At 36.6% G+C, this 8,724-nt stretch carries 9 protein-coding genes; 8 read left to right on the top strand and 1 reads right to left on the bottom strand.

Features of this window, described 5'->3' with window-relative positions:
- On the top strand, window positions 1–241 hold a 241-nt coding region (locus DC53_RS0120455; RefSeq protein ID WP_033029129.1), incomplete at its 5' end, for a hypothetical protein.
- Between the two features lie 799 nt (window positions 242–1,040).
- On the opposite strand, the gene yejK is transcribed toward DC53_RS0120455, so the two are convergent.
- Window positions 1,041–2,057, bottom strand: a complete 1,017-nt coding sequence (gene yejK / locus DC53_RS12700; RefSeq protein WP_007375275.1) for a nucleoid-associated protein YejK — start codon at window positions 2,055–2,057, stop codon at window positions 1,041–1,043.
- A 62-nt stretch (window positions 2,058–2,119) separates the two neighbouring features.
- On the opposite strand from yejK, the gene DC53_RS12705 reads away from it, so the two are divergent.
- From DC53_RS12705 to DC53_RS12735, 7 genes are all read left to right on the top strand, one after another.
- Window positions 2,120–2,332: a YejL family protein gene (locus tag DC53_RS12705; protein ID WP_007375276.1), complete on the top strand. Its 213-nt coding sequence runs from the start codon at window positions 2,120–2,122 to the stop codon at window positions 2,330–2,332.
- Window positions 2,333–2,337: 5 nt separating this feature from the next.
- Entirely contained in the window at window positions 2,338–3,834 is a 1,497-nt protein-coding gene (locus DC53_RS12710; protein WP_033029127.1) for a DUF3413 domain-containing protein, read from the top strand.
- A gap of 102 nt (window positions 3,835–3,936) precedes the next feature.
- A complete protein-coding gene (locus DC53_RS12715) occupies window positions 3,937–4,413 on the top strand; it encodes a hypothetical protein (RefSeq protein WP_033022918.1) in 477 nt (158 codons plus the stop codon).
- Between the two features lie 112 nt (window positions 4,414–4,525).
- Window positions 4,526–6,244 (top strand): bifunctional isocitrate dehydrogenase kinase/phosphatase, encoded by a 1,719-nt coding sequence (gene aceK, locus DC53_RS12720; protein ID WP_033029125.1) that lies wholly within the window; start codon window positions 4,526–4,528, stop codon window positions 6,242–6,244.
- Between the two features lie 17 nt (window positions 6,245–6,261).
- Window positions 6,262–7,200, top strand: a complete 939-nt coding sequence (locus DC53_RS12725; protein ID WP_007375280.1) for a LysR family transcriptional regulator — start codon at window positions 6,262–6,264, stop codon at window positions 7,198–7,200.
- Between the two features lie 175 nt (window positions 7,201–7,375).
- Window positions 7,376–7,819, top strand: coding sequence for a ferritin-like domain-containing protein (locus DC53_RS12730; protein ID WP_007375281.1), 444 nt, complete (start codon window positions 7,376–7,378; stop codon window positions 7,817–7,819).
- Window positions 7,820–8,042: 223 nt separating this feature from the next.
- A complete protein-coding gene (locus DC53_RS12735) occupies window positions 8,043–8,438 on the top strand; it encodes an ExbD/TolR family protein (protein ID WP_033029123.1) in 396 nt (131 codons plus the stop codon).
- The last annotated feature ends 286 nt before the right edge of the window (window positions 8,439–8,724 follow it).

Genomic DNA, 8,724 nt, shown 5'->3' with positions numbered 1-8,724 from the left:
TGAGCAACCAGCTAAAGTTGAAAAATCAGTACAGCATGTTAAAACCGTCGTTTCGCAAGGATCTGCAAGTGCGCCAATGGCACAACCTACTCCTGTAGCTGATAGCGAAGTAAAACATATCTCTGTTGCAATGGCTCACGACAAACGTGAACTAGTACCCGACAGTGGCTTACGTGCAGGCTCAATCAAACCTGCTGGTCGTGCAAGCTCTGCAATGACTAAAACAATGAGTGCTGATTAGTAACTAACGCTCATTAAAAAGCCCCGCTATTTACTCAATAGCGGGGCTTTTTTGCTTTAAGTGCTATGTAAAGTGCTTCTAACGTGAGCAAGCTCTACAAGTAAACACCAAACGTTAAATCCATAAACTGTATGCTGGCGTTTAAAAATAACGTTTTTATCAAAATTGTTAACTAGCAGTACCTTTTTAATGCATTGCAATACATTAAGACTCACCTCACCATTTTTAATTCACCATTTAAAGCTTTGAGAAGCTGCGCTTCTAACGTGAGCAAGCTCTACGTCTACAGGTAAACACCAAACGTTAAATCCATAAACTGTATGTTGGCGTTTAAAAATAACGTTTTTATCAAAATTGTTAACTAGCAGTACCTTTTTAATGCATTGCAATGCATTAAAATTCACCTCACCTCTTTTAATTCACCATTAAAGCTTTGAGAAGCTGCGCTTCTAACGTGAGCAAGCTCTACGTCTACAGGTAAACACCAAACGTTAAATCCATAACCTGTAGACGCACAGCTTGCTGGCGTTTAAAAACGACGTTTTTACCAAAATTGTTAACTAACAGTACCTTTTTAATGCATTGCAATACATTAAGACTCACCTCACCTTTTTTAATTCACCATTTAAAGCTTTGAGAAGCTGCGCTTCTAACGTGAGCAAGCTCTACGTCTACAGGTAAACACCAAACGTTAAATCCATAAACTGTATGCTGGCGTTTAAAAATAAGTTTTCTCATAAAAAAAACGCGGTCTACTTGCCGCGTTTTCAATAAAGCTAAAACATTATTTATGTAACGTTTATTCTTGCTCTTGTTCCATAAAACGTTGTAACTGATCTTTTAAATTTGGCGGAATACCTTTAATCACTAAGGTATCAGTCGCTTCATTATAAGTAACGCGCTCACCTAAATGTTTACGCTCAAAACTTACACTTACGCCACCACCTAGACCTGAAAACTTAACCATACTGGTTACCGTTTTTTTATCTACAGGGAAGGTTTCTTCCAAGTCATAGCTTTGCTCTTTGCAAAAACTATCAAACGGGCTGTCATCGCCTTTTGTAAGCGTTGCAGAAAGCTCACTTACGCTGGCATCTTCGCCTGTAGTTACGCAATCATTACAGTAATCAAATACTTGTTTACGTAAGTCGTCTTTTTCTGATTTATCAAACTGTTGCTCTGATAAATAATCCTCTACTGCGCTAAGCATTACTTGGCTTTGCTGTTTTGAATCAATACCCTCTTCACAACCTAAAAAGTCTAAGAAAAAGTCAGCAACTTTACGTCCAGCTCGTCCTTTGATAAATGAAATATAACGGTTGTCGTCAGCTTGTGTATCCCACGCTGTTAAGTCGATGCGAGCAGCGAGTTGCATACGCGATATATCTAAATGGCGAGAAGCTGCTAAATCAAGCTCTGAAGTCATTGAATAATGTTCTTTGATGTTAATCATCGCAATTAACATGTAATCGGTAGCAACATACTGATAATGACAAAATACTAAATAACCTGTTTCGCTAAAAGCATACTTATCAAGCTCTTCTTTTAAGACTGTTGAAGCTTGCTCTGTCATATGCCAAAAGCCCAACTCATCATTACGGTAACTTTGCATTGCTGATGCTACAATACTGTTTTTATCTCCACTGAAAGCACAATAACCTTTACCAGGTTTACCGTTGTACGCATGATGTAACTGCTCAATGAACACGGCCACTTTATCGTTGATGATCATTTCATCATTTCGAAGGTGAATTTGCGTATCGTCGTCTTTTTTGTCTACATAATGAACGACTAATTTTTTAACGTCTGTTGTCATCTTTGTTTTTCACGCCTCTAGTGTTAAAATACGGGAATATAACTATTTTATTGAACCAACTGATGCCAATCTTATCAAAATACTCTAATGAAGAAGTAGAACAAATCGTCGATCAGCTTATTGATGTGCTAACTAAACATAATGCACCGGTTGATTTAAGCCTTATGTGTTTAGGAAATTCTATCACGCATATCTTAAAAGAGCATGTACCAACAGGGAAAAGACAAGCCGTAACTGAGAACTTTGCAAAAGCATTGTCACAGTCGGTTAAATAAACTCTATGAACTTATCGCAGCACAATCAGTTTTCATCAAAAGCGAGTCAGTTATTAAGCTGGGGGCATTGGTTCACCTTTGCCAACATCGGCTTAGCGCTATTTATTAGCTTAAGCTATTTATTTGCCGATTCGCCACCAACTAGCTTTATGGGCATAACTTATATGCTAGTGACATGGCTTAGCCACACTAGTTTTATTGCCTTTTTAGCATTTGTGCTGACGGTATTTCCGCTTAGTTTGATTTTCCCCTATCCTAGGCACATTCGTGGAATGGCTGCTGTAATTGCTACGTTTGGCGCATCACTGCTTACTCTTGATGCTTATGTGTATGTTAATTTGGGCTATCATTTAAGCACTTCTGCTTTGCCTGAAATCATCTCACTACTGTGGCATCGATTAACAAGTTCGCCTGCTTTAACAACTCTTTTTGCCGGCGGTATTGTTCTGCTAATCTTAGGTTTTCAACTCGTTGCCAGTAATCTTACATGGCGGCATTTAGCGCGTCTAAAACAGTTTAAATTTGCACGTTACGCAAGCTCATTTTTAGTTATATGTTTTGCGCTTAGCCACAGTATTCATATTTGGGCAGATGCTAACTTAAAATTTGATGTAACAAAGCAAGATAATGTTTTACCACTTTCATATCCTACAACAGCTAAAAGTTTGTTAGCTAAAAATGATTTACTAGATATCGAAACATATAAACAAGCTCATAGCGTTAAAATTAATAACCAAAATATTAACTACCAAATACCAACTCCTCTTGAGAAATGTGAAGATTACACTCAGGCTAATATCGACATTTTTGTTTTTGAAACCGACCAACAATTAGCCGACTTTATTTCAGAAAATAAAGGCCTACATAAAACAGAGCAGTTTTTACAGCCAACTAATCATAGCGACATGCTATTTAGTTTGGTATACGGTTTACCTGCCTTTTATAAAGTTGCGATAATTGAAGAGCACACTCTTCCAGCATGGCAGAGCCAACGTCGCAGTATTGAAGTAAGTGGTATTGACGAGCTGAGTTTTATTAATGACCAAGCTCACACTAACAGTGCGATTAGAGTTATTAGCGGTTCAAAAGTTGTATCCCCACGCGATAACACAACGCAAATATTTGCTTTTAGCTTAGTAAATGATACTCAAGAAGTGGTAAGTACATCAACCTTATACAGCTCAGATAAAAGAATCTCAAAAGTTGAAGGCTTAATTCAACCAAGTGATTTAATTGCGACTAGTGTCGGTCAGTACTTAAATTGTAAAGCGATTGCCAAACAAACAATGTTAGGTGTTAATCTATACAAGAAAAAAGACAATATGGGTGTTAATTACTCCCAAGGTGTAGTCATAGCATACAAAAAAGATAGGATCACATTAATAGACTCTGATGGGAATTTTAAAAACATCTCTGCCGCTGAAGGGTTCTCTATTGAGCAAGGTTTAGATATTCCATTTTTAGTACAAAGCATAAAGAAGTTAAAAACTTTCACTCAATAACTGTAATCCTGACCTAGCTTGCTATAACGTCAAGCTAGGTTATAGTTTTTATTTTGGAACCGCGTTTTTAGCAACGCAAAATAAATTCATGGATGCCCTGCTATGATTAAACTTGTTAGTTACTTATTTTATTCACTTTGCATCTTTATCTGCTTTTATAATAACGCCACGACTTACTACAAATGCGTGACAGAAAAAGAGACTGTTTTTTCTCAGTTTCCTTGCGATCATCGCGCAACTACACACAAAGTAAATACCACAAACATACTGCAAAATGGCCCTGAAGTTGATTATAGAAAACAACTAAACGATCTTGAGCGAGAAAGGCTTTTGGCTGGGTTACAAGCTGAACTTCGCAGTAACAACCATAAATTAACGATACTCGATCGTGAAAAAGAGCGAGCTGAATACAAGCAACAACAGCGCCTTAACCATATTTTAGCCGACGATGAGAAAAATATAATTACTAAAGATATTACCAAGAACATTAAACGAATTAATAAAGAATATAAAAAAGAAGTATCTGCTATTGCTAAAAAAATTAAAGAACTAGAAAAAAAAATATTAATATACAAATAAAACGCTCATAAAGCATTATGAGCGTGTTCGTAATTTAGCTTGGTTTTAAACTTAAAATAACATACCCTTAACACAATAGAGTATAAACTCTAACGTATACTAAGGAATGCTTATGCAGCCACATCGTATTGCTGAACTAATTTTAACTGGCTTTAAAAAGCACTATAAGCTATTTCAAAAAACCACGGCAAAAGCCCCTCTCGCTTTTGCTAATAAAGATTGGCAAGCAATTAACGATATAAGCCGCTTACGTATTAGCTATTATGATGATCGTGTTAACGAAACGACACAATTTTTAAAAATAGAACATCCTACAGATACCCTTGATGAGTCTCTTTGGCTTGCAGTAAAAAAAATATATCAACACTTTTTATGCTTTCATCCACAAGCAGAGCTTGCCGAAACATTTTATAACTCTGTATTTTGCCGTCTTTACCATAGACGTTACTTTCATAATGACTTTATATTTGTACAAGCCACATTAAAAGACGCGCCATCTGTACCGGTTGAATCCGAGTATAGAAGTTATTTTCCGGTAGTTGATGGTTTAAAGCCTACGATAAAACGTATTATCAATCACTTTGATTTTAAAGCCCCATTTGTAGATTTAGAACGAGATATACGCTTGCTTGTTAAAGCATTTTACAAACAAGCCCCCGATACTCACCACCAACCTTGGCAAATGCGCTTTGATATATTGCATACTGCATTTTATCGTAACAAAGCGGCGTATATTGTTGGCCGTGTAGTTTCTCAAAGCGGTGTGCAACCTTTTATTATTGCAGTACTACATCATAAAGATAAAGGCTTATACTTAGACGCCTTGCTCACTAAATCATCACAAATGCGTGTTATTTTTGGCTTTGCGCGTGCTTATTTTATGGTGGAAACTCATGCACCTTCAGCGTTGGTAAGGTTTTTAAATCAGCTAATGCCAAACAAAACAATTGCAGAGCTATACAACGCGATCGGTTTTCATAAACAAGGCAAAACTGAATTTTACCGCGAGTTTTTAAGTCATTTAACGCATTCAAGTGATGAGTTTACAATTGCACCTGGTACACCGGGCATGGTGATGATGGTATTTACCCTCCCCTCTTTTGGTTATGTATTTAAAGTCATTAAAGATAAATTTAGTGAAAGCAAACCATTTGGTCGCAACACCGTTTTAAAGCGCTATCAGCTCGTAAAGAGTCACGATCGCGTTGGGCGTATGGCTGACACTATAGAGTATTCTAATGTCGTATTTCCTTTGGCTCGTTTTGATAGTAATTTGCTTGAGCAATTACATAAAACAATTGGCTCCTCTATGATAATTGAAGGCGATTGGTTGATTATAAAACACCTTTACATTGAACGGCGCATGACACCACTAAATCTGTTTTTAGAAAACGCTGATGACGAAAGTGCAGCAGATGCAATAGAGGAGTACGGCCAAGCACTTAAAGAAATGATTGCCGTTAATATATTCCCTGGTGATATGCTATTAAAAAACTTTGGGGTAAGTAAACATAAACGTATTATTTTTTATGATTACGACGAAGTACAATACCTTACAGATATGAACTTTAGAGAATTACCTAAAGCTAAAAATTACGATGACTATTTAATGAGTGAACAAAGTTACTCTGTCGCTCCACAAGATGTTTTCCCGGAGCAGTTATGTACTTTTGTTACACCTAACCCAACTTATAAACAGTTTTTATTAAGTACACATCCCGAATTAGTTGATGTTAGTTTTTGGAAACAAGCACAGCAAAACATAAAAAATGGGCATGTGAGTCATATTTACCCATACCCGACAGCACAGCGCTTTATTCACCACTGGTAGGCGCTAAAGGACACACAATGAATATAAGTAAAATAGATTTAAATTTACTGGTTTACCTCGACACACTACTACGAGAATGCAACGTAACACGCGCTGCAAACCAGTTGAGTATTACACAACCTGCAATGAGTAATGGCCTTAAACGTCTTCGTAACCTATTTAACGATCCTATTTTAGTTCGTACCAGCGATGGTATGGTCCCAACTGAGCGTGCTTTGGAGTTACAACCTGTTATACGTGGCATATTAATGACTCTCGAAGAAACTCTAGCACCTAATCGAGAATTTGAGGCAAGCCAAAGTAAACGTGTGTTTAGGATTATGGCCAGCGATTACGCTGCAAGTACCCTAGCGCCTAAACTGCTTAGTAAATTACATGACGAGGCACCCGACACCACATTAGATATACTTACCCCAAGTGATGTGACTTTTCATGATGTAGAAAATGGTAAAGTTGATATGGCTATCAATCGTTTTGAAAACTTACCACAATCTTTTCATCATAAGCGTATTTGGAAAGACAGTTTTTGCTGTTTAGTAAAAGCCGATAATCCAATAATTGAAAGCTTTAGCCTTGATAGCTATTTAAAAGCACGCCATATTTGGGTAAGTAAAACAGGTTTTGGTGTTGGTGTAGGAATGGATCCAAAAGACGTGCAAAAGCTAGGGTGGGTTGACGAAGCCCTCGCTCACTTTGGTAAACATCGTAATATCGCTACATTTACGCGTAATTACCATGTAGCGATTCATTTAGCAAAAGAGAAAAACCTTATTGCCACTCTACCATCTAAAGCCGCTAATATTTATGTCGACGATCCAGGACTTAAAATACTAGAACCTCCTTTTCCTATTCCTCCTTTTGAACTTGATATGATTTGGAGTCCACTGCTACACCGAGATGCGAGTCATATTTGGTTGCGCCAAAAAGTAGCTGAAGTTGCCGAGGAACTAAAGTAGCTTTATTACACAATACTTTGTAAAAATTGCTAGGCTAATAGAAAAAATTAACCTAGTAATTTAAAAATAAATAACAAAGCAATTAATATCAAATACTTATACATGAAAGGCATTATGGAATGACCTTTGCTTTTATTAGATTGAAGTTTATATTCATTTAATTAAAGAGGTCATTATGAACACCCATCAAGGATCAGAAGTAAATCATATTACAGACATCATTCAAGTAATGAACAGTGGCATCGACTTTTATGAAAAAGCCCTAGAAAAAATTGAAGACCCTGCAATTGGCGCTCTTTTTCAGCGCATGATCGATGCACGTAAAGTGAGTGTTGAGCGCTTGCAGCCCTATGCTATTAATGAAAAAGGTGAACGCGAAGATGGCTCTTCGTTCGCTATTGAAGCACGCCGTGCATACACTGGACTGCTTACAACATTTAGCTCACACAACGACAGCACCTATGTGAAGGAGCTAGAGGAAGTTGAGGATAAAACCCTTGAAGAAATTAAAGCCGCGATGGATAAACCACAACCTGCTGACTGTGAAGCTGCTTTGGCTAAAACACTACTAACAATGCAGAGTTGCCATGCAGAAATGAGTCGCATGAAAAACCATTAAACTTGATTTTGACGCCAAGCACTCAGCCATAGCGCTGGGTTTTTTATTGTCTTAAAGTATTCATTTGTTTTATTTTACATATAACGACATAATTTATACAAATATTTAATATTATTAGAATATTTAATTAACTACATTTTATTTTAGCTGTGCTAGTTTTATTAATAGGATCCTGAAATCTTGCTGTGGCGCCGCAGCTTTAAATTATAAATAAGGTCCCAATATGAAAAAAAAACTAGCTCAACTGCAAAATAATGCTGATGTATATATGACTCCGATGTTAGACATTGTATTTATACTACTCATTTTCTTTATTGTTACTACTTCATTTGTTAAACCTGTGGCCATTGAGTTAAATCGTCCGCTCGATAGCCCTCAAATAGATAAACCGATTAAAAATGCTTTATTTAGTATAGATGAAAGTAATGGGGTTTATTTCTCAGGTAGGTTGATTGACTTAGAGCAAGTGTCGACTAACCTAGCAATGTTTGCTGCAAAATATGTAATAAGTTCAGTATTGATAAAAGCTGACGAAAACAGTAATCACAACACCCTAATGAACGTGATGAATAATATTAAAGAGTATGAAAACTACTCCATTTCTTTAATCTCGAAATAATACTAAGCGGCTTAAATGTGGTCTATTTAACGATAAGAAAATCGTGTCGATAACCAGGTAAAAATTTCGTTGTTTAGTTGTTCCATATCAGAAATTTTTAACACAGTTAGCGACAGGTTTAAGCCCTCAAATTGATCAAGTATTATTGTGGATGGGTATTATACCAATCTGCTTATATATGGGGTCTATTTAACGTTAAGAAAATTACGCTAGAACTAGGCAAAAATTTTTGCATCTAGTTGCTCTAAATAAAAAATTTTTAACGACGTTATAGTGCAATTTAATT

The organism is Pseudoalteromonas fuliginea, assembly GCF_000690055.1.
GTDB classification, from domain to species: domain Bacteria; phylum Pseudomonadota; class Gammaproteobacteria; order Enterobacterales; family Alteromonadaceae; genus Pseudoalteromonas; species Pseudoalteromonas fuliginea.
Note: the sequence above shows the minus strand (reverse complement) of the source record. Positions and strands in the feature narration are given on the sequence as shown.

Coding starts and splice junctions, on each gene's coding strand:
- yejK (WP_007375275.1), bottom strand. CDS start 2,057: ATGACAACAGACGTTAAAAAATTAGTCGTTCATTATGTAGACAAAAAA.
- DC53_RS12705 (WP_007375276.1), top strand. CDS start 2,120: ATGCCAATCTTATCAAAATACTCTAATGAAGAAGTAGAACAAATCGTC.
- DC53_RS12710 (WP_033029127.1), top strand. CDS start 2,338: ATGAACTTATCGCAGCACAATCAGTTTTCATCAAAAGCGAGTCAGTTA.
- DC53_RS12715 (WP_033022918.1), top strand. CDS start 3,937: ATGATTAAACTTGTTAGTTACTTATTTTATTCACTTTGCATCTTTATC.
- aceK (WP_033029125.1), top strand. CDS start 4,526: ATGCAGCCACATCGTATTGCTGAACTAATTTTAACTGGCTTTAAAAAG.
- DC53_RS12725 (WP_007375280.1), top strand. CDS start 6,262: ATGAATATAAGTAAAATAGATTTAAATTTACTGGTTTACCTCGACACA.
- DC53_RS12730 (WP_007375281.1), top strand. CDS start 7,376: ATGAACACCCATCAAGGATCAGAAGTAAATCATATTACAGACATCATT.
- DC53_RS12735 (WP_033029123.1), top strand. CDS start 8,043: ATGAAAAAAAAACTAGCTCAACTGCAAAATAATGCTGATGTATATATG.